This window comes from Bullifex porci (assembly GCF_009695635.1).
In the GTDB taxonomy this organism is placed as follows: domain Bacteria; phylum Spirochaetota; class Spirochaetia; order Sphaerochaetales; family Sphaerochaetaceae; genus Bullifex; species Bullifex porci.
Genome location: NZ_VUNN01000002.1, coordinates 131,666 through 157,844, shown reverse-complemented (window position 1 = coordinate 157,844; position 26,179 = coordinate 131,666). Strand labels below are relative to the sequence as shown.

At 33.8% G+C, this 26,179-nt stretch carries 23 protein-coding genes; 4 read left to right on the top strand and 19 right to left on the bottom strand.

Going from position 1 to position 26,179, the window contains the following annotated elements:
- Positions 1 to 99 precede the first annotated feature (99 nt).
- The 3 genes from FYJ80_RS02050 to glf are packed head-to-tail and all read left to right on the top strand — an operon-like array spanning position 100 to position 3,577.
- Positions 100 to 1,341: a glycosyltransferase gene (locus FYJ80_RS02050; RefSeq protein WP_154424460.1), complete on the top strand. Its 1,242-nt coding sequence runs from the start codon at positions 100 to 102 to the stop codon at positions 1,339 to 1,341.
- A gap of 15 nt (positions 1,342 to 1,356) precedes the next feature.
- Positions 1,357 to 2,478, top strand: a complete 1,122-nt coding sequence (locus tag FYJ80_RS02045) for a glycosyltransferase (RefSeq protein ID WP_154424459.1) — start codon at positions 1,357 to 1,359, stop codon at positions 2,476 to 2,478.
- Positions 2,479 to 2,485: 7 nt separating this feature from the next.
- Positions 2,486 to 3,577 carry a UDP-galactopyranose mutase gene (gene glf / locus FYJ80_RS02040; RefSeq protein ID WP_154424458.1) on the top strand — a complete coding sequence of 364 codons (1,092 nt, stop codon included), beginning with the start codon at positions 2,486 to 2,488 and terminating at the stop codon, positions 3,575 to 3,577.
- Positions 3,578 to 3,588: 11 nt separating this feature from the next.
- On the opposite strand, the gene FYJ80_RS02035 is transcribed toward glf, so the two are convergent.
- The 9 genes from FYJ80_RS02035 to FYJ80_RS01995 form a co-directional block, all read right to left on the bottom strand.
- Positions 3,589 to 5,244, bottom strand: a complete 1,656-nt coding sequence (locus tag FYJ80_RS02035; RefSeq protein WP_154424457.1) for a hypothetical protein — start codon at positions 5,242 to 5,244, stop codon at positions 3,589 to 3,591.
- Positions 5,245 to 5,344: 100 nt separating this feature from the next.
- Positions 5,345 to 7,006, bottom strand: coding sequence for a hypothetical protein (locus FYJ80_RS02030; protein ID WP_154424456.1), 1,662 nt, complete (start codon positions 7,004 to 7,006; stop codon positions 5,345 to 5,347).
- 128 nt (positions 7,007 to 7,134) lie between these two features.
- Positions 7,135 to 8,850, bottom strand: a complete 1,716-nt coding sequence (locus FYJ80_RS02025; RefSeq protein ID WP_154424455.1) for a hypothetical protein — start codon at positions 8,848 to 8,850, stop codon at positions 7,135 to 7,137.
- Positions 8,851 to 8,891: 41 nt separating this feature from the next.
- Positions 8,892 to 10,628: a hypothetical protein gene (locus tag FYJ80_RS02020; protein WP_154424454.1), complete on the bottom strand. Its 1,737-nt coding sequence runs from the start codon at positions 10,626 to 10,628 to the stop codon at positions 8,892 to 8,894.
- A gap of 24 nt (positions 10,629 to 10,652) precedes the next feature.
- Entirely contained in the window at positions 10,653 to 11,279 is a 627-nt protein-coding gene (locus FYJ80_RS02015; RefSeq protein WP_154424453.1) for a hypothetical protein, read from the bottom strand.
- A 2-nt stretch (positions 11,280 to 11,281) separates the two neighbouring features.
- A complete protein-coding gene (locus tag FYJ80_RS02010; RefSeq protein ID WP_154424452.1) occupies positions 11,282 to 11,956 on the bottom strand; it encodes a hypothetical protein in 675 nt (224 codons plus the stop codon).
- A gap of 4 nt (positions 11,957 to 11,960) precedes the next feature.
- Positions 11,961 to 13,154, bottom strand: a complete 1,194-nt coding sequence (locus FYJ80_RS02005; protein WP_154424451.1) for a hypothetical protein — start codon at positions 13,152 to 13,154, stop codon at positions 11,961 to 11,963.
- Positions 13,155 to 13,165: 11 nt separating this feature from the next.
- Positions 13,166 to 14,380 carry a hypothetical protein gene (locus tag FYJ80_RS02000; RefSeq protein WP_154424450.1) on the bottom strand — a complete coding sequence of 405 codons (1,215 nt, stop codon included), beginning with the start codon at positions 14,378 to 14,380 and terminating at the stop codon, positions 13,166 to 13,168.
- Between the two features lie 250 nt (positions 14,381 to 14,630).
- The gene (locus FYJ80_RS01995) at positions 14,631 to 15,134 is read right to left on the bottom strand and encodes a hypothetical protein (RefSeq protein ID WP_154424449.1); all 504 of its coding nucleotides are present in this window, start codon (positions 15,132 to 15,134) and stop codon (positions 14,631 to 14,633) included.
- A gap of 189 nt (positions 15,135 to 15,323) precedes the next feature.
- Between FYJ80_RS01995 and rlmN the strand changes: the two genes are divergently transcribed.
- Complete coding sequence (gene rlmN, locus FYJ80_RS01990; RefSeq protein WP_154424448.1) at positions 15,324 to 16,337, top strand: 23S rRNA (adenine(2503)-C(2))-methyltransferase RlmN; 1,014 nt, start codon at positions 15,324 to 15,326, stop codon at positions 16,335 to 16,337.
- On the opposite strand, the gene FYJ80_RS01985 is transcribed toward rlmN, so the two are convergent.
- The 10 genes from FYJ80_RS01985 to FYJ80_RS01940 form a co-directional block, all read right to left on the bottom strand.
- Complete coding sequence (locus FYJ80_RS01985) at positions 16,327 to 17,664, bottom strand: outer membrane protein (protein ID WP_154424447.1); 1,338 nt, start codon at positions 17,662 to 17,664, stop codon at positions 16,327 to 16,329. The genes rlmN and FYJ80_RS01985 overlap by 11 nt on opposite strands.
- A 163-nt stretch (positions 17,665 to 17,827) precedes the next feature.
- The gene (locus tag FYJ80_RS01980) at positions 17,828 to 18,229 is read right to left on the bottom strand and encodes an Hsp20/alpha crystallin family protein (RefSeq protein ID WP_154424446.1); all 402 of its coding nucleotides are present in this window, start codon (positions 18,227 to 18,229) and stop codon (positions 17,828 to 17,830) included.
- 13 nt (positions 18,230 to 18,242) lie between these two features.
- On the bottom strand, positions 18,243 to 18,638 hold the full coding sequence (locus tag FYJ80_RS01975; protein WP_154424445.1) for an Hsp20/alpha crystallin family protein: 396 nt from the start codon (positions 18,636 to 18,638) through the stop codon (positions 18,243 to 18,245).
- A 291-nt stretch (positions 18,639 to 18,929) separates the two neighbouring features.
- Positions 18,930 to 20,345, bottom strand: a complete 1,416-nt coding sequence (locus FYJ80_RS01970) for a PD-(D/E)XK nuclease domain-containing protein (RefSeq protein WP_154424444.1) — start codon at positions 20,343 to 20,345, stop codon at positions 18,930 to 18,932.
- A 6-nt stretch (positions 20,346 to 20,351) separates the two neighbouring features.
- Positions 20,352 to 20,504 carry a hypothetical protein gene (locus tag FYJ80_RS01965; RefSeq protein WP_154424443.1) on the bottom strand — a complete coding sequence of 51 codons (153 nt, stop codon included), beginning with the start codon at positions 20,502 to 20,504 and terminating at the stop codon, positions 20,352 to 20,354.
- A 200-nt stretch (positions 20,505 to 20,704) separates the two neighbouring features.
- Entirely contained in the window at positions 20,705 to 22,501 is a 1,797-nt protein-coding gene (locus FYJ80_RS01960; protein ID WP_276998204.1) for an alanine--tRNA ligase, read from the bottom strand.
- A 40-nt stretch (positions 22,502 to 22,541) separates the two neighbouring features.
- Complete coding sequence (locus FYJ80_RS01955; protein ID WP_154424441.1) at positions 22,542 to 23,261, bottom strand: sialate O-acetylesterase; 720 nt, start codon at positions 23,259 to 23,261, stop codon at positions 22,542 to 22,544.
- Positions 23,251 to 23,559: a CxxCxxCC domain-containing protein gene (locus tag FYJ80_RS01950; protein ID WP_154424440.1), complete on the bottom strand. Its 309-nt coding sequence runs from the start codon at positions 23,557 to 23,559 to the stop codon at positions 23,251 to 23,253. Before FYJ80_RS01950 ends, FYJ80_RS01955 begins: the two co-directional genes overlap by 11 nt.
- On the bottom strand, positions 23,552 to 24,310 hold the full coding sequence (gene surE / locus FYJ80_RS01945; protein WP_154424439.1) for a 5'/3'-nucleotidase SurE: 759 nt from the start codon (positions 24,308 to 24,310) through the stop codon (positions 23,552 to 23,554). Before surE ends, FYJ80_RS01950 begins: the two co-directional genes overlap by 8 nt.
- Entirely contained in the window at positions 24,307 to 25,467 is a 1,161-nt protein-coding gene (locus tag FYJ80_RS01940) for a galactokinase (RefSeq protein WP_154424438.1), read from the bottom strand. The genes surE and FYJ80_RS01940 overlap by 4 nt, the downstream gene beginning before the upstream one ends.
- Positions 25,468 to 26,179 lie beyond the last annotated feature (712 nt).

Below are 26,179 nucleotides of genomic sequence, written 5' to 3'. Positions count from 1 at the left end.
GCTTGATTAACTCGCTTAAAATACTACAGAATTGTTCACATTCTTAAAAGATAATGTTAATATTGTTACTACTGTCTGTTTGGAGTGTTTAATTAGTTAATGAGAATTGCTTTTGGCTTTGACATCTTTTATCCAGAAACAAATGGTGTCATAACAACTACAATAAATTTAGCTAACAACTTGGTGGCCCTAGGCCATGAAGTTTACTTCTTTGTACCTGAAGATAAACAATTCACAGATACAGTAATAGAGAATAATATTCATATTATTCGTGTTAAGGCTCTTTCAACACCAATATATAAGGGAATTAAAGTATTACCAGTTCAGAGCTGGTACTTAAAGAAATATTTCTTAAAGTATAAATTTGATGTCATCCATTGCACCTCTCCATGGCTTGTGTGTCAAGCGATGAACCATTGTGCAAGAAGAATGCACATTCCTGTATTAGCAACTCATCATACTTTAATTGATAACCCTATTTATATTAAATACGCACTTAAGAGCACTGCTCTTGCTAACATTGCTCAAAAACCAATTTGGCCAATTGTCTTTGATCCATTCTTCCGCTTAGTTTGGATGGTAACAGCTCCTAATAAGGAAACCTGTAAGAATATTAAGGAACATCTTCCAGATTTAGAGGTTAGATATGTATCTAACGGTATTGAAATTGAAAGATTTAAGAAAACTCCATCAGGAACTCCATTAAAGGAAGTACCAGAGGGCTTTATCGATGAAAATACCTTTATATACATCGGAAGGCTTGGATATGAGAAAGCAATCGATGTAGCCATTAAAGGCTTTGCTAAGGCAATAGAGAAAAACCCAAAGCTAAAGTTCTTAATTATTGGTGAAGGACCAGCTCATAAGGAGCTCATCGAGCTTGTACAAGAATTAAACTTAGATGAAAAGAATATTTATTTTACAGGCTTAATTGATAACCACCGTCTAATTGACAGTGGAGTATTAAAAAAGGCAGTTGCCTTTATTACTGCTTCCCTCTCAGAGAACCAAGCAATAACAGTAATAGAAGCTCTATGCTCTGGATGTCCTGTAATATGTGCTAACGTCTTTAATATGACAGCCCTAGTAGATAAAGACTCTGGATGGTACTTTGAAGGTGGAAACATCGATGATTTAGCAGAAAAGATACTTTATGTTTCATCACACAGAGAAGAAAGAGACCAAAAGAGTGCTAATGCAATTAAATCAATCGATAAGTATGATGGAAAAAAGATTGCAAAAGAGTTCGAAAGCATTTATCTTGAACTTATAGAAAAAAAGAAACAGGGCTTTTATGTAGTAGACGGAGAAAAGAAAGCTATCCAATACGAAAATAATTAGTCCCAAGGAGAACTGATGCATTTCTTATGCGTATATGTTGATGGTGGAAAAGGCCATTACATCCCTGCAAAAGCAGTTCAAGAACAGCTTATCGCCATAGGTCATGAGGCAACATTAATTGAGTTCTTTGATTTATTTAAAATCAAATGGATCGGAAGGATTAATAAAAAGGTTTGGCGCTTAATGCTACGTTCTCCAAAAATAGAGAACAATCTTTCAAAACACAATGACCAAGATTCAAATGGAATGGAAATAGCAAGCAAGGCTGTAAAGTTTTGCTTGAAAAGAAGCTTTAAAAAAACAATAAAGAAATTAAACCCTGATTTAATTTTCACAACACACCCATATCCAGATGTATTTATATCTGAGATGGTAGACAAGCTAGGCTTAAACATCCCTGTTACCTACTATGCAACAGATGTATTCTCAGCACCTGTTGCTACGATTTGTAATAAGCTAACTAAATACTATATTTCAACACGCGAAGGCTTAGAGATAGTTAAAGGCTTAGGACAAGCTGAGAGCACTCTTGAATTAGCACCATTTCCTCTTCAAAAATCTTGTGCTGAAAATACTATTAAAAGCAAAGCAGAGGCTAGAAGATTATTAAATCTAAAGGAAGATATATTTACTCTCCAGATTAACTATGGTGGTGAGGGACTTGGTACTAACTCATTATTAAAGTCTTTAGAGTATATTAATACTGAGCTTCAGGTTGTAATTCTAGGAGGCATGAAGGAGACTACAAAGGATAGCTTAAGATTAATTAGTGCTAAGCTTCCTGAGAATATTCATGTCCACATTGTAGGCTTTACAGATAAAGTAAATCTATATGCAATAGCATCAGATATAATCGCGGGTAGAGCAGGAATTAATACAATATTAGAGGCTTTCTACTTAAGAAGACCATTCCTAATTACAGAGCTTGTATATACTGTAAAGGCTAGCGCAGCATATATTGAAAAATATAATGTTGGTTGGAATGCTCACTTAGATCCAGAGAAGCAATTTGAGATTATAAAGAGCTGTATCAATGATAAATCGATCTTAGAGTCAATGGATAAGAACTTTGATTTAATTCCAATAGAATATGGCGCAGATAAATTAGCAAAACGATTAATAGATTTGGTAAAATAAAGCTAATATGTATGATTATTTAATAGTTGGTTCAGGTTTATTTGGTTCTGTATTTGCTCATGAAGCAAAAAAGAAAGGCTATAAATGCTTAGTAGTAGAAAAGAGAAACCATATTGGTGGTAACATCTACACATATGAAAAGGATGGAATAAACATCCATAAATATGGTGCTCATATCTTCCATACCTCAAGCCAAGAGGCTTGGGATTACATTAATCAATTTGCAAGCTTTAATAACTTTATTAACTCCCCTATTGCTAACTATAAGGAAGAAATATATAACCTACCTTTTAATATGAATACCTTCTCTAGGATGTGGAATATAAAAACTCCTAAGGAAGCTCAGGAAATTATTAGTAAGCAAAGAAGTGAAATTAAAGAAATTAATAACCTTGAGGACCAAGCTATTAGCTTGGTGGGTCATGATATATATGAAAAGCTTATTAAGGGTTATACAGAAAAGCAGTGGGGACGCTCATGTAGTGAGTTACCACCAGAGATAATAAAGAGACTTCCTGTAAGATATACCTATGATAACAACTACTTTAATGACCGCTATCAAGGAATTCCAATTGGTGGGTACACACAGATTATTGAAAAGCTTTTAGATGGTATTGAAGTACGATTAAATACAGATTTCTGTAAGGCTAAGGAAGAGCTATCAAAGCTTGCAAAGAAAATTCTATACACAGGTGCTCTTGATGCTTACTTCGACTACTCTCTTGGGTACCTTCAATATCGAAGTGAAAGATTTGAGCTTGAAAGAGTTGAAGAAGAGAACTATCAAGGTGTTGCTGTAGTTAACTATACAGAGAGAGAAATTCCATATACAAGAATAATTGAGCATAAGCACTTTGAGAAAAGCTCCTCTCCTGTAACTTATATTAGTAAAGAGTACCCTGTTGACTACAAGGAAACTGGAGAGCCTTATTATCCAATTAATGATAAAGCTAACATGGAGCTTTATAATAAATATAAAGAATTAGCTAAAACAGATGAGAAGCTAATATTAGGTGGTCGCTTAGCCCTCTATAGCTACTTCGATATGGATAAAACTATTTTAGCTTCTTTAGAGCTTTCAAAAAACAGCCTCAAATGAGGCTGCTTTATTTATATACTCCATTTAACTCCAAATGCACATTGTGGTAAGAACCTAAACTCTGTGTTATTCATTAAGTCCCACCTTCCTTGTACACTTAATCCACCATATATACTTACTATTTCTGTGTAATACCAATTTACTATGTTATCCCACTGTAGATATAAGTACTTCTTACTTACTGGTGTTATTAATTGATCTGTATAAGCTCTATCATTTGATACCTTAATAGTAATATTAGACTTTAGCTCTATATTCTTTTTATAGAAATCAAAATCACTTCCAAGTGTAAGAGCTATTACACCAGGGCCGCCCTTATAGCCAGCCCACTCAAGATCTCCTTGTGTTAATCTTCTCCAATAGCCTAATGCCCAATCGTAATTATTCTCTTTTTCTCCATTTGTAGTTTTATAATTCAAATAGAGTACAGATGATGTATATACTGCTTCTGCCCAGAAATCCACATCAAAATCTTCAAAGGATTTCAAGTATGATGCTCCTATCATTTCACCGATTGCATTTGGTAAAGTTGAGCCAGTCTCAAATATTGTCCTAAATTGGTCAACAACAAGCTGTATATGTAATTCTAATCTTGGAAGTGGTACATATTCAAATTCAAATCCCATTATGTTATTTGCTTCATCATAGTTATTAACTGTTGTCTCTGTGGTTTCTTCATAATTAAATAAGTTATGAGACATAAATACTGGGAATAAATATCTGAAATCAAATGGATTATCTGTATAAATAACATTTCCAAGATTAAATGCAACTCTAAAATCATCTTCTAATATTGCATCAAATCGGTTCATGATTCTTATTTGCTGTTTAGGCCCACTATATCGTGTATGCTCAATTATACCATTCTTATTCTGTGAGTCGAAGTGAGTTAAGTTCAATGAATATGTAAAAGGCTTTGTAAAGAACGAGAAATCCATTGCTTCTTGGAATCTATAGTTATCACCAACTACTAGGTTAGCAGTTCTACTACTACCCATTTGCTGCCTAGTTCTTCCTATTACAACATTCATCCATCTTCCACCAATTGCTCCTCTTGCAACAGATGGAGTCTCTCCATATACAGATATTCTATTATCATTAATAGAATGAATAATATTATTTCGATAATCAATAAGGAAGGAAAAGGATGATAAAGGAATGCCTTTAATAACAGAATAACTACCCTCCTCTTCAGTAACTCCTATTGCACTAGTACTCATTAATTCAAAGCTAGTCTCTAAAAATGCAGAATCTCCATATTCAAACTCTAATCCAAAGTAAACTAAAGGATCTTGATCATTAAATGGAATAAAGAATTCCTTTTGCTCAATCTTTTCATAGTCCTTTGAGTAGAATATTTGAGGTGAGATTGCAAGGTCATAATCAAATGAGAAATCATCATTTGATTTTAGCTCTTGATTCACACTATCTAATAGAGCTTTATAGTGGCTATCAAGCTTATTTACATCTATTCGCTCTATAGCCATTTTAAGCTCATCTGCTGTTATTGGAGTTGCTGAGGATGGTCCTACTACTCCTGATACTCTACAAAGTGTAACTACATCCTTATATACAGGAGAGAAAGCATCATATAGCTTTTGATTACCTGCAAATAGACTCACACCTATAACTAACAAAAAAATAACTGTTAATAATTTCCTATTCACACAATGAATATAATATTTAGCATTAAAGAATTCAATTGCAAAGCTTAAAACAATTACTTTTAATTAAAGACAAAAACAGCCTCAAATGAGGCTGCTTTATTTATATACTCCATTTAACACCAAATGCACATTGTGGTAAGAACCTAAACTCTGTGTTATTCATTAAGTCCCACCTTCCTTGTACACTTAATCCACCATATATACTTAATTTTTCTGTGTAATACCAATTAACTATGTTATCCCACTGTAGATATAAGTACTTATTACTTATTGGTGTTATTAATTGATCTGTATATGCTCTATCATTTGATACCTTAATAGTAATATTAGACTTTAGCTCTATATTCTTTTTATAGAAATCAAAATCACTTCCAAGAGTAAGAGCTATTACTCCAGGGCCGCCCTTATAACCTGACCACTCAAGATCTCCTTGAGTTAACCTTCTCCAATAGCCTAATGCCCAATTATAGTTATTTTGTTTTTCTCCATTTGTAGTTTTATAATTTAAATAAAGTACAGGTGATGTATATACTGCTTCTGCCCAGAAATCTACATCAAAATCTTCAAAGGATTTTAAATATGAAGCTCCTATCATCCCACCAATTGCATTAGGTACACTTGAACCATTCTCAAAAACTGTCTTAAATTGGTCAACAACAAGCTGCATATGTAATTCTAATCTTGGAAGTGGGACATATTCGAATTCAAATCCCATTATATTATTTGCTTCATCATAGTTATGTTTTGTTGTCTCTGTAGTTTCTTCATAATTAAATAAGTTATGAGACATAAATACTGGGAATAAATATCTAAAATCAAATGGATTATCTGTGTAAATAACATTTCCAAGATTTAATGCAAATCTAAAGTTATCGATTAGTGTTGCATCAAATCGATGCATTATTCTTATTTGCTGTTTTGGCCCACTATATCTTGTATGATCTACTATTCCATTCTTATTCTGTGAGTCAAAGTGAGTTAAGTTCAATGAATATGTAAAAGGCTTTGCAAAGAATGAGAAATCCATTGCTTCTTGGAATCTATAGTTATCACCAATAACTAGGTTAGCAGTTCTACTGCTACCCATTTGTTGTTTAGTTCTTCCTATTACAACATTCATCCATCTTCCACCTATTGCGCCTCTTGCAATAGCAGGGAAATCAACATAGTTTGGGATTCTATGGTTTAAATCATTTGATAAAGTTAATTTTCCTGATCTATAGTCTATGATAAACCCAAAGGAAGACAAAGGAATACCAGGAATAACAGAATAACCATTCTCAGTTTCTATTACACCCATAGGAGTATTATTCATAAACTCAAAAGCTGTTTCAAAGAATGCAGAATCCCCATATTCTAGATTTAACCCTAAATCTAATAATGCATCTTGCTCATTAAAAGGGATGAAGAAATCTTTTGGTTCAATTTTCTCATAGTCCTTTGAATAAAATATTTGAGGAGAGAGCGAAATATCATAACCAAAGGAGAAATCATCATTTGATTTTAATTCTTGATTTACCCTATCTAATATAGCTTTATAATAACTATCAAGCTTATTTATATCTATTCGCTCTATAGCCATTTTAAGCTCATCTGCTGTTATTGGAGTTGCTGAAGATGGTCCTACTACTCCTGATACTCTACAAAGTGTAACTACATCCTTATATACAGGAGAGAAAGCATCGTATAGCTTTTGATTACCTGCAAATAGACTCATACCTATAACTAGTAAAATAATAACTATTAATTTCCTCTTCATCATACGGATGAATATATTATTTTAAAATAAAAAGTACAACTAAAAGAAATAGTAAGTCTTTGATATTAAAATATTAAAAAAGCAAAAAGGCGGGTCTTTTTGGATCCGCCTCTATTTGTTTTAATGAAAAATTAATATTTAATTGTTAATCCAGCGTTAACTTGGATATCGTATGCAACTGGAGCTTTATAATTTCCTTTATTCCATACAGAAACAAAGTCAACACCAATATTTAATGGTAACCATGACTGAATATAGAAGGTAAGATCAAGGCCTGCAGCTAATGTATATTCTTGAACACCACCCTTATCTTCTCCTGTTCCAAGAGGGTTAGATGTACTAGGAGTCATCGTAATAGCCTCACTACCAGTATATTGTCTAATACTACTGTACTCATCAATAACACCATGAGCCATTAAGAATAAATTAGCTGAAATATCAAATAATCCAATCTTCTCTATTCCTGCACTAAAGGAAGCTGCAATAGCATCAGAACCAAATGGGAATGAGAGATAACGCTCTAAGAAGCTCTGCCCTGATATCATATATCTAGTAGATGACACAAAGTATAGCTCTCTAGTAAATGTATCTTCATGCTCCATTGCTCTATGATACATATATGGAGTTGTATAAACTAACTCACCATTTCCATGGAATAAAAATGTTCTTGTAAGAGGTTTTCTATATCTAAAGCCTAGCATTAGACCAAGACCATCTGCAGATGAACCTGCTTCATTAGGTCTAGGCTCTCCAATAATAGCATAGTCATCCAAGCCAAACTGAGCATAAATAGATACAAATTGAGTAGGTGAAAACTCTATTTCTAATGATGCAAGAGAATTTGAGTTTCCTGCCATATAACCATTATGTAAGAAGAACAAAGGATTCAATACTCTTAAATCAACATAGTTATCCTTTGATTGATACATAATTGTATCATTTAAAGCTAACATTAGCTTTCCATTAAAGAGTGAGAATTCAAATCTATGTCCAAGGAAGAATCGTAAACCGTTTAATGGCATTCTATCAGTACTACTTTTATTTGTAACATTTAATTTATTTATTGAATGAGAGAAGAAGCTTGATAATAATTGGTATGTGAATTTATTACTTCCATTGAAGGTTAGAGAAATATAATCATGATATGGAAGAGTATTTCCAATGATCATGTTTCCCAATACACCGTTGCCCCACTCGACCTGTCCCCTTCCAGAAACTAATCTAAAAGCACTAGTACCTACAGCTAAGTAAGCATTATTAGGGAAATTCATAATATTTAGTGGATCCTTAAGGTAAGGAATATTAGTTCCCCATTTTGAATAAAGTCTATTATTAGTATTATCTATTTTAATTAATTTTTCATTAACGACATTGAATGTATGAACATCTGATGGAGTAACACCAACAGATAAATCCATATATAAAGCTACATTATCTTTATATTTATAACCAAACCCTAATACAGCTACTTGTTTATCAAGTTCATCACTGCTTGCGATATATTTAGCACCCTTAAAATCCTCATTTGTATGGTAGAAGAATTGAGGATCTAGAACCGCATTAAAGATAAATCCATCTGATTCTTTAATATATCCATTAATATGATTCCATAGCTCTTTAGAGCCATCATAAGATGGTGTAATACCATCTAATAAGCGTCGTACATCGGCTTGAGTCCAAGGCTTTGCTCCCATCGGGGAAGCTTTACCTTCCATAACGTACAACGCTTCTAATTCATCATATACAGGATGAGATAATTCAAAGAGCTCCAATGATGCAGCAAAGATCATTGAACTACAGAACGCAAAACAAATTAATAATACACAAATTTTAGATATAGCTTTCACACAACCATTCTAACATGTAATTATTTTTCTTTATACAAAAATTATATGATTATCCACCTTAAACCAAAGGAAGTTTGAATACTATACTTTGTTTCACCTTTGATATTATGATAGTTCCACTGCATTCTATTAAGTACTGAACCATTAAATGAAAGGTCATTATTAAGCTTATAGCTTCCAGAAATAGTACACTCTACTGTATGCTCAGCTACACCAGATGGAGTAGAAACTTCTTTTCCAATCTCAACAGCATTTGATTGATTCTGCTTTGGCCAGTAGCTATACTCTATTCCCTTTTCTCCGTGGATCTTATATAAGAGTGAAGCTGAAATATCGTAGTTACTGTTAGAAATAAACTCTGTACCAATAGAGATTGCAATTGTATCAGGACCAAATGAGTGCCCTAAATAATTAAGCTCACCCTTTCCGCTTTGTGCCCAGTAATAGCCTGCAATATGGTCAAGACCATAATCAGGATTTAAACTATCTGATTTATAATTAAGATAAAGATATGGATTTGTATAAACTAGCTCAAGCCAAGAGTCAAATATTCCATTCTTTACAGGAGTAATATATTTAGAATTAACTAATACTCCAAATGCAGATGGAACTACACTTTCATTTTCAACAGGTAATCTAAATTGGTCAATTGCTACTTGAGCTGTCAACATTATTTTTCTATTTATTATCCATTCTGCTTCTAGGCCTAAAATATTATTGATCTCATCTCCTGGAGCTAGTACAGTTTTCTCACTATTATTATTCCAGTTATGGACAAGCATCATTGGCATTATCATTCGCCAATCAAACATTGAGTTTGAATAAATATGAGCACCAATATTAATAGCAAATCTTAATTTGTTATTAATATTAAAGTCTAATCTTTGAATTGTTCTACTTTGATGCTTAGTATCAAATCTAAAGGATTCGCCCTTTTCTGCATTATCATAGTGTGTTAATGATAAATGATAAGAGAAAATGTTAGTAAATACACTTAATTTAGCAACCTCTTGATATGTAAAGTTGTCTCCAATAATTAAGTTTCCTGTAACACCATTTCCAAAGGCTTGTCTTGTTCTACCGATAAATAGATTAAAATAATCATTACCAAAGGAACCACCAACCTTAGTTGGCTGATATGAAAAGATACGAGTAACTGTATTACCTTTATTTCCAGAAAATAATCCAGTTATATCATTATTCATCGCAACATTAAAGAAAGTTGCAAAATTACTAAAGTTATGGAAGTAATAACCTGTAATCTGTTTACCATCACTACCTAAGTCAAAGGTTGTAGGAGTATCCATAAAGGAATAATGAAAATCTAAATAGATATTATCATAGATAGAGGCTTCTAAATCTATTGATAGAAGCTGGTCCCTATCCTTATATTGCATAAAGAATTCTTCCCCATAAGTATTATTTGTATTATTAAATAGATAAATCTGAGGATTAATTGAAATAGAAGGATCTAAGGTAAGCTTCTCATCCTTATAAGCCCACCCCTTTGTAGAATCAAGCTTAGCTACAATTCTATCGTATAACACTTTACTATCATTATTTAATTTATTGTAATCTAAACGAGAAAGAGCTGTTAGTAGCTCTGCTTCAGTTGAAGGCGAAATAGGTGTTGGACCAAGCACTCCATTCATCCTACATATCTTATCAACCATCTTCCATACATCATCACTCATGAGATAGGTCTTTTGACCATTGTTAGCAAATAATGATGATAAACAAACTAAAGCTAATAAAAATACTAAAACAGCTTTTCTCATTTTATTATAGTCCTCTATAAAATATTAGAAGCAGAAACCGCCACCTGCAAAGATATCAAGTCTCCAGCCATCGTTTTTTGTATATGAACGAGGCATTTCATACTTAAAGCCCATTTTAAAGTAGCTATGCTTCATCTTAGCAAGGAATCCAATACTTGCATTAATTCCAGATTCCTCTAGCTTTGTAATTTCAAATACTTCATGCTTATCATTTTTTTCATTACTAGTAGCAAAACTATAAGTCTTCTTATAGAATCTTGCATCAGCAAAGAAGCCCCAAGTATCATTACTAAATAGTTGGTAATATGCTAAGCCATAGCTATATTCAAAGCTATTATCAAAGTGGCGAGAGATATATCCTTCAAATCCCTTTCCTTCAATATCTTTTCCTATTGTAATACCAATTTCTGCAGAACCTACTGCACCAATTCTAAACTGTGAAAAAGGGAATAATGCTATATCAGCACTTGGACCAAGCGTATTAATTCTCTTTACACCATTATACATTGGGTTAACTGTTAATGCTTCCTTTAACTCAGATGAAAAGTAGTTCCTTCCAGAGGTTAATGAAATTCCGCCCCAGACCTCTGGTGCTGCTACTAGAGGTAATAATGTAAATAGAATTAATAGTAAACAAATTATCTTTTTCATTTTCAACCTCTTTCTCCCAGCTTTATTCCAACGCCAACAAAAGCACCCATCGAAATAGCTGTATAACCATCCTTAAACCATAAATCTTCGTGCTTAGTATATAAGTACATAAGATGTGCATCAAAGTAAGCACCAATATTTAAGAATATAGAGTCATTAAAAAATACATTAACATAAGGCTCTGCTTGAATACCTACTATTACACCATCCACGAACAAATCGAAGCTACCAGCGGAACCACGTAATGCAATACCTAAATCAAATTTTCCAAACTGCGCTCTAAATATTGGTCCAATAGACAGAAAAACCTTAAGCTTTTCATCTTCTAAGCCATCATGCTTAACATACTCCCAGGTTGCAGAACTAAAGTCTCCCTCTGGAATAAAGTCATCGCACTTAAAGGCATTTCCTATCTTAGCATTAATTGATAACCCAGTTCTTCCCTTTGGAGAGAAATATTGATCTACAGTTAATGATATTCCGTGGTTTAATCTTTTAAAATATGGCTCACTAACCTTGCCATTTAACCAATTGACATCTGCATGTCTTGGAAGAGGCTCAGAATACACATTACTATCATAAGAAATATCATAGTCTACTTTGAAATACGTTGAAGGAGCTGCAAATAACACCGTAGAAATAGATATCAAAAATAAAATTGTAATTAATCTCTTCATATTACTATACTCCTACTGTAATTCCAAATTTAGCTTGTACTTGGTAAGGACTATTATTAAATACATTTTTATAAACATATCCTATTTCATAGAATATATTTGCAAAGTTATAAATAACTAATTCAGCCTTAATACCATAGCTTAATGCATATTCTTTTATTACTTCATCTTCTTGGCTATTAATTACTCTACCCTTACTTAATGCAAAATCATTAAATATTGTAAAAAATGGATATAAATCCTTTGCCTTAATTTGTGGTCCAAATATTGTTAAATATAGTCTACCATAAATATTTTGTTCTGTTCTTGGTGGAATGATACCAAATATTTCCCCACTTGTAGCATAAGCAGGAACAATACTACCCTTAATATTTCTATATGTTACATCAACTCCAATAACAGTACTGCACCAGCTATAGCCATTTGATTGCTTAATAGTAAATAAAGTAAGAGCTCCTTCAAGCTTTACTGTTAATCTATTAAAGTCAGCCTTTCCATCACTAAGTGGTAAGCTCTTAGGAGAATATCTATATTCAGCAGAAAGCTTAATTCCATTTTTCTTTACAATTTCATCTCTTAATAGATTGATATCAAACCCACAGTTTAAGAAAGTTGTCAATGTTGAACGTAGACCATCATCCTTTTTAGCTAATTCTGGATATGCGTTCCATACTTCGGATGGAAATCTTGGAACATTATAAGAACTATTAAAAACACCAGAAGTATTATCTTCGTTATACATAAAGAATAATCTTTCAAAAGCATTCTCAAATCTACCACCAAAGGAAGCTTCTATTCTAAATAAATCCTTATCAGAAAGAGGAGTTTTTAAAATACCTTGTGAGAATATAAGTGCAAACTCATCAAATTGAACACTATAATCTCTTCTCTGTCCCTCTTCAAAGCCCGCACTAGCTAACAGCTCAGGGTATTTTGAATAATACTTTCCTGTTACAGGATCTTGATCTAAAGATCTATAAATTAGTCCATTATCCAAACGGAAGGTAAGCTCTGTAATATTTCCACCAATAAAATCAGGAACAGGGAAATTAAATTGATATTTTATTGATGAAGGAAAAGTTCCATTTGCAAACTCTGGTTCACTTCTCACTTCAAGAATATGATAACCAAATCCAATTGAGAAAACAGGAAGAGCAAGAATTGTTAATAAAATAGTCAGTAATAGTATCTTTTTCATCTCTTTACTCCTCATACTGTAACATAGAATGATACTTCTGCAGCTTGCCACCAATATGGACCAGCAGCATAAAGACCTCTATTAAATACATAACCAAAGGAATAGTCAAAACGAATGAAGCCAAATAACCTTAAATGGAATAATCCATTAAGACTACTTTGTAGCTCAATTGATTTAGTTTTTTGGGATACTTCATTTACAACATTGCCCCAGTAAACTGTATTTGAAATTCCTAATTCAATATATGTGTAACAATCCCCAGCAATAAAATGAGGACCTGCAAAATGTAACCATATTCTATCTGAAAAAGTATTTCTCAATCTATCTCCAGGAATCTTATTTTCTGGAACAACATCTCCACCAACGTATGAATAGCTATTACTGTGCCCAACATACATTGTAGCCCAGTTCATTCCATTTTCTTGTCTAGTTGAGAAAAGAGTTAACTTTTCTTCTAAATATGCATAAGCTTTCCAGTAGTTTGAAATAGTTCCTTTTGGAGTAATTGTATTAGCAAGCCATGATGGACCATATTCTAGAGTTAACTCTGCATATGCACCGTCATATGCATCAGTTCCAGTCCATTTATTTAAATTCCAATATGTTGATAATGCTAAATTATTATTTACAGCAATTCTATTATCTTGGAGCCAAGGAATACTAGGAAGTGTTGTTCCAGGTCCAAATGGAGCTTTTGGAGTTCCATCTGGATTTACAAAGGAGAGATAATTTACATCTTTTAGGAAAGGATTTCCTTCTAGTGCTAAAGAATATTTAGTATTAAATGCAAGGCGTATATCAACTAAATTACCACCTTTAGCTACTGGATTAGTACCAAAGCCCTGTTGCAAATACAAGTATAAATTTCCTCTAGGATTAAAGTATCTTCCACTGACGAATGATGATGCTATTTCTGGAGACCATCTTTCATTAACAGTCATTGACCAATATGGGATACCACCATCATAGGTGTATGCATCTGGTATCCAGTTATCCCCAAATCCAAAATCTATCGATATATTAAATGTAGATGCTGGAAACTTTTCGCCTAATAGGGAGAAGGATTTAGCATGTGAATAGCTAGTTCCTAATGGGAACAACCCCTTTCCAAATCCGTTTGCTCCACCACTAACCCCATTTATTGAAGTACTAAATGTAAAAGAATCTGCAAAAACCAATAGTGGTAGCAGGCACACTAATATTATTGTTGTAAGTAATTTTTTCAATCTATTTCCCCGTTGATGGTATCAATGATACACCAATGCTACTATTAAGTCAAAAGTTGTTGTATTTTTATATATTTTATATAGAATTACTATATATTCAAAAATATTTATGAATATTGTGTACTTTTTATTTATTTTTCTTTTACAAAATATCTCGTATTTTGAATTGGTTAGTAAAAATATGTAAAAAAATAGAGACCTCAAATTAGATTTCTCTATTTTGAAGTCTCCATTTTGATTCTCTAAACTATTAGAAGTTCCAAAGAGCACCAACGTAACCAGCGAAGTCAAAACCAACTTTAAAATCAGTATTCTTAAAGAGTTGTACTCCTGGAGCTAAGCGTAAGTACAATGTGATAGGTACGTTAGAGAATGTGTACTCAATACCTACTGGTACTAAAACAGAGAGGTCAAAACCGAAATTATCACCAAATCTGAAGCCAGTCTTAACACCTGCACCAACTGTGATAGGGAACTGAAGGTTCTTTCCACCGTCGATTGTGTAAACGTTGTATGATGCAGCTACATCTCCTGAGAGTGTAAGAGGATTAAGCTTGAATAAATTGAGACCGATATTTGCGAGGATATCGAAATCACCCATTCCATAGCGGAAGCCAACACCAGTGTTAGTACCAAGGTTAAGACCAAGACCAACAGAATCCTTCTTAGCTACTCCTGAGTAATTGTCAGCTGCAAATACTGGAGCTACGAGACAAAGAGCAATAAGTGCTACTAATACTAATCTCTTTTTCATTAAAATCTCCTATTAAAAATAGTCTTTTTCAAAGATAATATCTTTTATCCATTAAGACAACGAATAAAAAATATAAAGGTTACACCTTTAATCTTATTTTTTACATTTTTAATTTATTTTGTCAACTTTAGCTAAAAATTCACAAAGTTTAATATAGTTGTTATAATTGCTTTAATTAAGAGGTTAATCATGAAAAGTTTATATGCTAAAGGTCCAGCTGAGTTAGTTAAAATATTAAAGCTTGAGAAGAGCTATCAAGCAAAGCAGATATATTCTTGGCTTATAAAGGGTGTAACAGATTACTCTCTTATGAGTGATGTCTCCAAAAAGATTAGAGATCGTTTAACAGAGGAATTTCCTAGTGTAATCTCATCTAAGATTGTAAAGACTCAAAAAGCCGATAGCGCAACTAAGCTTTTAATTGAGCTCCACGATGGCGCATTAGTTGAGTGTGTAATGCTAAGAGATGGAGATGATAGAAAAACTGCTTGTATATCATCTCAAGTTGGATGCGCGATGGGATGCTCATTTTGTAAAACTGGAACTATGGGGTTAGTAAGAAACCTAGAGGACTATGAAATAGTTGAACAAATGGTACACCTAAGAACATTAGCAGAGGATATTACACATATAGTATTCATGGGTATGGGAGAGCCTCTTCATAACTTTGGACCACTAATGAGTGCTATTTCAGAGTTCCACCGTCCTGAAGGCTTTAATATTTCTATGCGTAGGATGACTATTAGTACATCAGGACTAGTTCCAGGAATTAATAAGCTTACTGAGTTAAATCTTGGTATTAGACTCGCTGTATCTCTTGTATCAGCAAATAATGATTTACGCTCTAGAATAATGAAGGTTAATAGAAGCTATCCATTAACAGAGCTCAAAAGAGCTCTAATAGGATTCCAGCACGTAGCAGGTAAAAGAATTACATTAGAGTATTGTATGCTACATGGTGTTAATACTACTAAGGAAGCTGCTAAAGAGCTATCAAGCTTTACTAAAGGGTTAATGTGTGTAGTTAATTTAATACCTTGGAACCCTATTGATGAGCTTGAATATGAATCCCCTACTAACACAGAGATAAGAGAATTCACAAAAGAGCTTGATAGTCTACATATAAATTATACGCTCCGCATGCCTAAGGGTAGGAGCATAAGCGGAGCGTGTGGTCAATTAGCTACTTCGACTAAAAGGTAAAGCTAAAATAAGCCTTAGCTTCAGCTCTATGGCCGAAATCTAGTAGATAGGAGTATCTTAGATCAAGGCCAAAGCCCATATGCTTACTAAACATATATCTTACGTCAGCTCCTAATACTAAACCAAAGTGAGCATTATATTTTCCAATTGAGAAAATTCCACTATTTGGATTTTCATCAAATAGGAGTCTTGCACCTACCTTACCTGCAACTGATAGCTTTTGATTAATAAAATATCTTGCATTTAAGGTTAAATCTGTATGTATATTATTGTAGTAATCAAATAGCTCAAGACCAACATCTAAGCCAAGACCAACAGAGAGCTTATCAAAGGTAACAAGGTTCTCAAGCTCTAAGCCAAGACCTAAGGTAATACCATTAGATAGCTTATCAACATAGCTACCAACATATCCACCTGATACATATCCACTTAAAGCTATAGACTTATTGTCAGCAACTTTTTCAATTACTTCAGTGTTTTGTTCATCCTCTTTTAGCTCTGTGGTATCAACACTACTAATTACTTGTGCTGTAGGAAGTGGAGTTGCTGGCTCATATGGGATTTCAACAGGCTTGCTCTCAGCTACAGCTTCAGCAGGAACAGCTGTTTCATATACCTCTTGAGGTGCTTCATCAACCTTTACACTCTCATAGGTTCCATCATATAGCCATGATGCAAAGATAGGAATATCAGCGGCTAAAACATCTAAATATAGCCAAGTATCAAATTCGGTGAAGGTAGTAGGATAACTTAAAATAATTAAGTCCTTATCAAGAGCAAATGTAACATAGCTACACTCCTCAGGATAAGCTTCTGCAACCTCCTTAGCAACATAGAGGAGGAAATCAACAGGAACTAGCTCTGATGGATAAGTGATAGTGGTCATACCATCTGTTGAGGTAACAACACAATTATAACCATAGATATCGAGATTTTGGACGAATTTAAAATCCTCATAGTTAGGATCCTTAATTTCTTCAACTATAGCTGGTGGAGTATCAACTACTACTTCTTGTTCAGCTTTCTTTTCTATAACAGGCTTAGCCTCTTCAGTCTTTGAAGAAGTAGCTTCTTCCTTAACTGCTACCTTTGGAGCAGTAGGAGTAGTTGGAACAGTATGGGCTGTAGCATTAGTAGATTTACTAGACGTAGGCTTAGTCTCTTCTACTTTTTTAACTTCACTAGTAATAACTTGAGGCTCTTCAATATTAGTTTCTTTAATATTTAGCTTTGTATTTAAATATATAATTACAGTAATTGCTGCAATAGCAAAAACCGTAAAGACAACAAGAGCAACTATGGCTATTTTCTTTTTATTATCTTCCATCTTATTACCTCATTAAAATATTATACAATGAGATAAAGCAATACAACAAAAGAATTATGTACTTCTTGTGTTTCTCTTATGCCAGTTTTTTAATTAAATGCTCATATAATAAAAAGGACAGACCTTAAGATCTGTCCCTTGGATGTGTGAAGCGTTATCCAATTTATTTATTTATCTTTACTTCTATTCTCTTAGCTATAGCCTTCTCAAGCTTAGGAAGAGTAATTAGAAGAATACCATTCTTATAGTCGGCACTAATCTTTTCTTCATCTGTGCCATCAGGAAGTGAGAAGCTTCTTTCAAATGCAGGAAGTTTTATCTCTTCTGCTATCTTGCTAGTTCCTTCTTTAAGCTCCTTCTTAACCTCTTCACTACTAATTGTGAGGATGTGCTTATCTACACTTAGATTTATCTTATCATTATCATAGCCAGCTACTTCAGCTTCGATAATATATGCATCCTTAGTCTCATATACATCTACACTAGGATACTTTCTGCCACTACCTGTCCAAGTGTCAAATAAGTCATTAAATATTGTATCGATTGGGTCGTAATAATATCTCATCGTTTTCTCCTCCTTAGTTAATCTTTACTTCAATCTTCTTAGGCTCTACCTTTGGCATCTTTGGAATAAAGATACTTAAGATACCCATCTTATAGGATGCTGTAATGTTTTCTTCATTTGCATCCTCAGGAAGTGTAAAGCTTCTTTCAAAGGACTTTACTGAGCGCTCCTTAATTAAGTACTTTCTATCACTATTCTCTTTTGCATTCTCATGCTCATCAGATGCTATGTGTAGAACATGCTTTTCAGCAAAGATGTTAATCTTATCTTCATCATATCCAGCAAGCTCTGCTGTGATTACATAACCTTTATCATTTTCATAGATATCTACTGGTGGGAATTTTGATACACTAAAGAGTGTGTTAAAGATATCGTTGTAAGAGTTGTTATTATATTTTCTATCTGCCATTTTGTGGCCTCCTTATATTTTCTTTTTGTTATGCCAAATATATTGCAACATTGATGCCAACTTTTATAAGTCATTTAAATATAAGGATTTAATAATTTTGATAAGCTTTTTAAGTTAATTTACAACACCAACTTTGAGTCAAAATGATACATTGGAGTTATTTTGATACATTTTTTGAATCATTTTGGCTCAAAAGGAGAGAAAAGAGAGTTAAAAAGAGACTTTAATTACTCAAGTTCTAACTTTTTGCTCTCTTAATTGGTATAGCTCTGGATTTAAATATATTCCAATCTATGCCCTTTCAATTATACAGGTATGCTTTTTAGTTTTACTATCATAGCTAATACCAACAATTAGTAGATTATCTTTAAACTCCTTTAATGCCTCAGGATATTCCTTCCTCTTTATCTGATCAATTGCACTGTTTGGAGTCTTATCCTTTTTAAGCTCAATAATCATCGCTGGAACATCTTTTACATATGGTATAAAAGCTATATCCGCATATCCCTTTCCTGCAGGTAGTTCATTAACAATTGTGTAATAACTATCTGCATAAAAGTATGCAAGTCTTATTGCACTTTGAAATGATGCTTCATTGTTATACGAAAGATTACTAGTAACCTCCATATGAGTTTTCTCAACTATTTCAGCAACAATTTCCTCTTCTTTATTCCATGTTGCATTTAATAGTTCTCTTGAGCTATTTATATATTTCATTACTCTCTTGTATTTAGGGGAATCCTCTATTGAAATAACCCATTCTTTATTTATTTCATAATTTGGAATAAAGCATTCTTTTCTATCACTACTAATATATCTAAAGCCTAAATAACCCATATGTATTAGACATGTTAGAACTTCATCTTTACTCTCCATATTCCACACTGTATTTCTAAACTTCCTTGGGTTAACTAATACACTTTCACCAGCTATCATTTTAATGACATCTTCTTTAAGACCTTCTATATTCATCAAAATAAAGTCTTTAAGAGCATCATAAGATGATGTTTGTGTCCAATAATCATCACATCGTTTCTTTTCTATTGCTCTAATTATTGATATTGGAGAATATAGCTCTACACCATTAAGATTATATCCATCATACCATCTCTTTATCTCTTCAAAGTCCATATTGTTTTTATCAGCTAATGCCTTTACTTCATCTACTGTAAAACCCATAAATGGTGCCATATCCTCAGCATCTAGCATTGTATACTCTTTGAAGTTATTTAGCTTTGACTGTGTTTTTTCCCTTATTATTGGCATTATCCCTGTTAGATATGCTAATGCTATTGAACTCAATAGGGCATTATCTTTAAACAATCCATTTAATAATTTAAAAAAAAGTTTTAACTCTTTTTCATCCCTTTCCCTAATTAATATGTCATACTCATCTAAGATAATAATAAACTTTTCACCTAATTCACTATATACCGATAAAATAGCTTGAGCTAATGTACAATTATCTGAGAAAATAATATTTTGAAAGTTCTGTCTAAACTCTTTAACAACACTTTCTGTAATCATTTTAACTAAAGTATAATCATCAGGCTTATTATTATACATCCCAGCACAATCAATAAATAATACGTTATATTTATTGATATTCTCTTCAAATGAAGGGTCTTTAGATATCTTTAAATCAGAAAATACTTCATGGGAGTCACAACCTTTAGAGTAATATGCTGCTATCATATTTGCTGCCATAGTTTTTCAAAAGCGTCTTGGGCGGGAGGAACAAATTAAGCAATCACGTGTATTAAGCTTTTTATTTAAAGTTGCAATTAGCATAGATTTATCTACAAAGTTAATAAGCTGTTTATCTTCATTAAGGTTATTAAAGCCTGGATTTAAATATATTCCCATCTATTAACTCCCATTTATGCTTTTTTTATATCATAAGTCATTACAAAGTGTCATATTACAACAGAAAATGGTAAGTAGATGTTTAATTGTTTCATTAATAAAGTTGTTAGAGAAGATTTTAGGGTGAATCTTTATAAAAAAAAGACTGTGCATGGTTATTATTTTCATGCAACAGTCTCTCTTCTTAAAGAACTATTAAATTACTTTTCTAATACAGCTTTAATTCTTCTAACACCAGCTGAAGAAGATTGTTCCTTCTTAATTACAAACTTACCCATGTTGCCAGTATGCTCAACGTGTGGGCCACCACATACTTCCTTAGAGAAGTCACCAATTGAATATACCTTAACCTTCTCACCATATTTAGCATCGAACTGAGCAGCAGCTCCCTGTTCTCTTGCTTCTTCAAGTGTCATAGTCTCACAGATAACTGGTAAGTCCTTTTGGATCTGTTCATTAACAATATCTTCAACCTGCTTAATCTGCTCCTTTGTTAATGGAGCTGGATTATTAAAGTCAAATCTTAAGCGTTCAGCTGTGATATTTGAACCAAGCTGCTTTACATATCCACCAAGAACTACACATAGTGCTTTATGTAAGAGGTGTGTAGCTGTGTGTAAGGCTGTAGTTGCTTCACTATTATCAGCAAGACCACCCTTGAAGGTGCCCTCTGCACCTGCACGTGAGATCTGCTGGTGCTTTTCAAAGGCTTCAGCAAAGCCCTTTTCATCTACTGTGAAGCCATGCTCTTTAGCAAGCTCTACAGTAAGCTCAATTGGGAAGCCATATGTATCATAAAGCTTAAATGCTAAGCGACCTGAAATCTCTCTAGAGTTACCCTTTAAGAGGTTAGGAAGCATCTTCTCAAATTCCTTTTCACCCTTAACGAGAGTATCAGAGAACTTAGCTTCTTCCTTCTCTAGCTCAGTAAAGATGAAATCCTTATGCTCTTCAAGCTCTGGATAAGCAGCTGAGTAAAGCTCTAGAACTACCTCTGCAAGCCCGCTTAGGAAGTGCTCTTGGATTCCAAGCTTCTTACCATGTCTTACAGCTCTTCTGATTAAACGGCGAAGGATGTAGCCTTGTCCAACATTAGAAGGAGCCATACCCTTCTGGTCACCTAGGATAAAGCATGAGGTTCTAACGTGGTCAGCGATAATTCTAATTGAAATATCATCTTCCTCGTTCTCGCCATATTTTTTACCTGTTAAAGCTTCAATTTTATGGATAATTGGCTGGAATACCTCTGTTTCATATACGCTCTTCTTACCCTGTAAGATTGCGATAGTTCTCTCAATACCCATACCTGTATCGATACACTTTCTTGCCATTTCCTTGAAGGAACCATCGTCTTCCTTTCTATAGCCCATGAAAACGTCGTTCCAAATTTCAAAGTATTTACCACACTTACAGCCAGGCTTACAGTCAGGACCACAAGCTGGACGACCTGTATCGATAAACATCTCTGAGTCAGGACCACAAGGACCTGTCTCACCTGCTGGTCCCCACCAGTTATCCTCACGTGGCATGAAGTAGATTCTATCCTTGCTAATTCCAAGGCTTTCCCACTTAGCAGCAGCTACGTCATCACGTGGAACCTCATCATCACCCTTGAATACTGTTACTGATAATCTTTCAGGATCGATTCCAAGGTGCTTTGTTAAGAACTCAAAGCTATATGCGATAGCTTCTTCCTTAAAGTATGCACCAAGAGACCAGTTACCTAACATCTCGAAGAAGGTTAGGTGGTGTGGGTCACCTACAGCATCGATATCACCAGTTCTAATACACTTTTGATAGTCAACGAGCATATTACCTGCAGGATGCTCTTGTCCAAGGATATATGGAACAAGTGGGTGCATACCAGCGGTAGTAAAAAGTACTGTTGGGTCATTCTCCGGAATAAGAGAAGCACCAGAGATCTGGTGGTGTCCCTTAGATACGAAGAAATCAATATACATTTGTCTTAATTGATTTGCAGTTAATTCTTTCATAATGAAAAAAGTATATTCTTTTTACACTATTTATAAAAGTATATTATTCAATGAGTTTTGCAACATTCTCAGCTGCATCCTCACCTACTTTGTTATAGCTCTCCTGAAAGAAGTGAAATTCATCTTTCATAGGCTCATTAATTAGTATTGAAGATACGATTGTTACATCCTTAAGCTTTCTTTGAGCATTTCTTATTACATCATAGCGCTTTTCTTCGCCCTTGATGTTACATCTTCCAATTTCAATTAGAAAGAGCTTCTCAATGCCCGCTCTCTTTAACTCGCTATACATACTATTAAATAGGGCTATATACTCTTCTTCGCTAGTATTTTTGTCTCCATCGCTCTCGCCTTGAAGAAATAAAGCATATGTATGCTTTACTTCGTCCTTAAGAAAGCTTTTAGCTAATAAGAGTCTATTTATCGCATCCTTTAGATAGCCACACTCTGAATTTATTTGCCACTGAGAAATAGTGCTTCCACCCTTTGAAGCACTAACTCCTACTATAGGAGCTTTAGTTAATGAGTATAATTTATTCATAAAGGAAGTTACTAAGGAGCCACTTTTCTTTATTCCATCATCAATTCCACCGATGATGTTTTCATTTACTCCAAAGGGCTCCTCTACTGGATATAATCTTGTTGGGTCACTTATTGCTCTAAACTCATATAGGTTATTACTAATAGCCTTTGGAGCTTTTCTATAGTCTCCACGGCCTGCCATATTTGATTGCCCAATAAATAAAAATAAATTACTCTTCATTAAATAATCCTGGAGCTAAAACAGTTTCCTTTTTATTAAATCTTAAATGATATTTCTTAAAGAGCCTAACATAGGCACAGGAGGATGGAAGAGCTGCTGAGAAGGCAACTAAGAAGGGAGTTACCTTCTTACAGGTTTTCTCAACCTCAAAGCGATTATTATAGACCTTGCAAAGGTGTGTCTGCTTATCATAGTGCTCACATGGGTTCTCTATATCTAGTAAGAGATAATCTCCAGAGATAGCTTTTCTATGACAGCATAATCCACAGCGGTCACAAATATCCTCCCACTTAACCATTAAATAGCTCCATTGCTTCTCTTTGCTTTTCTTCATCGATAAGTGGAAGAACCTTTAAAACAGTTAATGAGATATCACCACCCTTAGAGACCTCGAAGTCATTATCAGCTGTTGGATTTGTTATAATCTTAGTAACATCTGCAGCTGCAGAAAGCTTAAAGGTAATGCTATCAGCTGTTTTCTCTACAGGAAGTGCTATATCTTGATATTTAAAGATTCCTAGTGTTGATGGAACTACTCTATCACTATGAGGCGTTGGGAAATTTAAATTAACTATTGAATCAGCTGTTGTTAGCTTAATTAGCTTATCAAGATTCTTAGCAACAAAATGTGATGCTGATTCAAAAGCAAAGCTTTTATCATCGTCGCTCTCACATGAAAGTGCTATAGCCGGAAGTCCCTGTAATACTGCTTCAGAAGCAGCTCCACAAGTTCCACTATATAGGATATCGGCTGAGCAATTGTAGCCATGATTGATTCCAGAGATAACAACATCAGGAAGACTTGGAAACACTCTTCCCTTAATTGAATATAAGATACAATCGGTAGGAGTTCCACTACAGTGGAAGTGGTTTTCCTTATACCTTGTAAGTGTTACTGGGGATAATATATTCATCGCATGGGATTGTGCACTTCTATTACCACTAGGTGCACAAACCCATATCTCATGGCCATAGGAAGCTAATACTCTCTCTAGAGTATTAATTCCCTCACTTTGATATCCATCATCATTTGTAAGAAGTATTATCAATTTTTGATTACCTTTATATTGCTACCAGGTGTAAATCTTCTAAATTCAGGATTAAAATCGAAAATCCTCTTATATTCATTTAGTACACCCATATACTCTTCTTCACCCTTTTTATCAAGTACTAAGAATATTGAGCCAGTTGCACCATTACTTACTAATGAGGCTCCATAGATACCATCTATTTCGCTTGCTCTTTTAATTAGCCAGTCAACCTCAGGACAGGTAATTTCAAATACATCTCTCATCCCGAAGTATATGCTTGAGAGCTGCTTTGCAAAGTTAACTGCATCACCACTCTCTAAAGCCTTCATACCACGCTCTGCGGCTTTTGTCTCTGTTATTACATACTCACAGGTTCTTCTCTCATGCTCAGAGAGCCCTGAGATAATGTGGCTCTTTAATTCCTTAATAGGATATGTTCTAAGCTTATATTCATTTGGAAGTGATGCTGATAGCTTTTTACAGCATTCGTGAGCATCTTGTCTCTTTTCCTCGATCTCCTCACGTAATATCTGAGGTGGTACATTAGGATCAACAACTAAGCAATAGATATCATCTGAAAAGGTAAAATCATGAAGAGCATAGTTCATAGTCTGAAGGTCAAAGCAAAATACCTTGCCCTCCTCTGCATTCATAAGTGTTACGATATCTCTAAAACGGCAATTAAGATTTGCAAACTTTGTAATAGCAGCATATGTAAGTCTTATAATTGCACTCTTATCGAGGTTTAAATTAAACTCACTATTTAATGCAGATATCATACCTGCTGTAATAGCAACAGATATAGTTAGGTTATCACAAAATAAGAGGGCTCCCTTTATTGTTATATCTAACCCCTGTAGAGGTAAGATATTTTGTTCAAGCAGGATGCTTATTGCACCCTTTATAAAGTTAGCCCACTTATCTTCCTTTCTATATTTAATTTGTGAGAATGTGAATTGCTTTTTATCATTTCGAGTAGCGTTATAAATTCTTACGCTATCATCATCTCTCTTTGAAATAGATATTCTAAGACCTAAGGTGCCAGTTCCTGTAATAGAATAGCCTTTGCAGAAATCAGAGAATGCTCCCATTAGGGTACAAACTCCTGGAACCTGACAAATAATATCAGGCTTTACTTTATAATTTTCCATATGGAAAGTAGCTATTTTATCCATACCGACCCTCAATTCACGTTATTCTTTGCAATAATACTATTTTAACATAATTTGTTGCAATATAAATTTTTTATACAATAAAACAAGTGATCTTAGAGTCTCTGTATGTGTTTTTCTGTCCTATTTTTGTATTAAGCTATAGTTAAAATTTATTGACGTGTTGTAGGTGAACGATTACTATGCAAGTAGGAAGTGAACTATCGAGAGACGATTTTCCACTCCAAGATATTTTAGCGATAAATCGCCACTATAAATTGAAGGGGATTAGTGGCGATTATTATTTTAGTTTCATAGCATTGTGATATTAGGATTTCTTCTTAAAATTTAAAGGAATGAATTAAACTTAAGTATCTCTTTATTTCTATGAGTATAGTTAAGAAAATAATTAAGCTATATTATTGACGTACGATAGTTGAAAGATTACTATTTTAATAGGAAGTGGCCTATCGATAGACGGTTTTCCACTCCAAGATTAAGAGACAAAAAAATCGTCACTAGAATTTGAAGTGGGCTAGTGGCGATTATTCTTAGTGATAGCTATTCCAAGCATTACTGCTGAAATAACTAATCCTGTTACTTTAATTATTAAATCAAAGATTTGATAATCATTCATAACTATCACCTCCTTATCATTAAGATTTGGAGGTTAAACCTCCATATCAAGGCGACATGGAGTGAAAACCGCCTACCGCTCTACGAGTTAGGCCACATC

What these genes read in the sequence shown, in the direction of transcription:
- FYJ80_RS01965 (WP_154424443.1), bottom strand. Translation starts at nt 20,504, where the DNA reads ATGGGAATATATTTAAATCCAGGCTTTAATAACCTTAATGAAGATAAA.
- FYJ80_RS01950 (WP_154424440.1), bottom strand. Translation starts at nt 23,559, where the DNA reads ATGGTTAAGTGGGAGGATATTTGTGACCGCTGTGGATTATGCTGTCAT.
- FYJ80_RS01940 (WP_154424438.1), bottom strand. Translation starts at nt 25,467, where the DNA reads ATGGATAAAATAGCTACTTTCCATATGGAAAATTATAAAGTAAAGCCT.
- FYJ80_RS02050 (WP_154424460.1), top strand. Translation starts at nt 100, where the DNA reads ATGAGAATTGCTTTTGGCTTTGACATCTTTTATCCAGAAACAAATGGT.
- FYJ80_RS02030 (WP_154424456.1), bottom strand. Translation starts at nt 7,006, where the DNA reads ATGATGAAGAGGAAATTAATAGTTATTATTTTACTAGTTATAGGTATG.
- FYJ80_RS02015 (WP_154424453.1), bottom strand. Translation starts at nt 11,279, where the DNA reads ATGAAAAAGATAATTTGTTTACTATTAATTCTATTTACATTATTACCT.
- FYJ80_RS02010 (WP_154424452.1), bottom strand. Translation starts at nt 11,956, where the DNA reads ATGAAGAGATTAATTACAATTTTATTTTTGATATCTATTTCTACGGTG.
- FYJ80_RS01980 (WP_154424446.1), bottom strand. Translation starts at nt 18,229, where the DNA reads ATGAGATATTATTACGACCCAATCGATACAATATTTAATGACTTATTT.
- glf (WP_154424458.1), top strand. Translation starts at nt 2,486, where the DNA reads ATGTATGATTATTTAATAGTTGGTTCAGGTTTATTTGGTTCTGTATTT.
- FYJ80_RS02020 (WP_154424454.1), bottom strand. Translation starts at nt 10,628, where the DNA reads ATGAGAAAAGCTGTTTTAGTATTTTTATTAGCTTTAGTTTGTTTATCA.
- FYJ80_RS01985 (WP_154424447.1), bottom strand. Translation starts at nt 17,664, where the DNA reads ATGGAAGATAATAAAAAGAAAATAGCCATAGTTGCTCTTGTTGTCTTT.
- FYJ80_RS01955 (WP_154424441.1), bottom strand. Translation starts at nt 23,261, where the DNA reads ATGAAGAGTAATTTATTTTTATTTATTGGGCAATCAAATATGGCAGGC.
- FYJ80_RS01970 (WP_154424444.1), bottom strand. Translation starts at nt 20,345, where the DNA reads ATGGCAGCAAATATGATAGCAGCATATTACTCTAAAGGTTGTGACTCC.
- FYJ80_RS02045 (WP_154424459.1), top strand. Translation starts at nt 1,357, where the DNA reads ATGCATTTCTTATGCGTATATGTTGATGGTGGAAAAGGCCATTACATC.
- FYJ80_RS01995 (WP_154424449.1), bottom strand. Translation starts at nt 15,134, where the DNA reads ATGAAAAAGAGATTAGTATTAGTAGCACTTATTGCTCTTTGTCTCGTA.
- FYJ80_RS02005 (WP_154424451.1), bottom strand. Translation starts at nt 13,154, where the DNA reads ATGAAAAAGATACTATTACTGACTATTTTATTAACAATTCTTGCTCTT.
- rlmN (WP_154424448.1), top strand. Translation starts at nt 15,324, where the DNA reads ATGAAAAGTTTATATGCTAAAGGTCCAGCTGAGTTAGTTAAAATATTA.
- FYJ80_RS01975 (WP_154424445.1), bottom strand. Translation starts at nt 18,638, where the DNA reads ATGGCAGATAGAAAATATAATAACAACTCTTACAACGATATCTTTAAC.